1 protein-coding gene is annotated in these 390 nt (G+C 59.7%); it reads right to left on the minus strand.

What is annotated here, in order from left to right:
- A partial coding sequence (locus I6F37_RS44115) for a hypothetical protein (RefSeq protein WP_225155003.1) occupies window positions 1-276 on the minus strand: 276 nt, incomplete at its 3' end.
- Window positions 277-390: the final 114 nt, after the last annotated feature.

The raw sequence follows: 390 nt of genomic DNA on the forward strand, positions 1-390 counted from the left end.
GGGCTTGCCCGCGCTGCCGCGAATGAATTTCCCCTTTGAAGCTGCCAACCTAAAGAGGAAGCAAAGGCGGCGCAGGCATGCCTGCCCATGGCTTGGGGCGCGCAGCTCCACAGACAAGAATGTCTGTGCTACCTTTGACGGCGGGCGAGCCCGCCGCGGAAAAGCGGCGGCGAGCTGCCGCACTCCAAAGGCTTCGCACCCTGCCGGTGGCGCCGGAGTGGAATGCGGCTTGCGCTTGGTATTAATCATTCGGTTTGTTTGCAACTTGCGTTTCATGCTAAAACATGTAAACTAACACCCCCCATTTTCCGTTTTCCGCCATGCATACTCCAGGCACCACCCTTACCCTGCCACTGCCGCGCGGCGCCGTGGCAGGCATCACTTATCTTG

The sequence above is a fragment of the Bradyrhizobium sp. NBAIM08 genome (genome assembly GCF_020193935.1).
Lineage (GTDB): Bacteria > Pseudomonadota > Alphaproteobacteria > Rhizobiales > Xanthobacteraceae > Bradyrhizobium > Bradyrhizobium yuanmingense.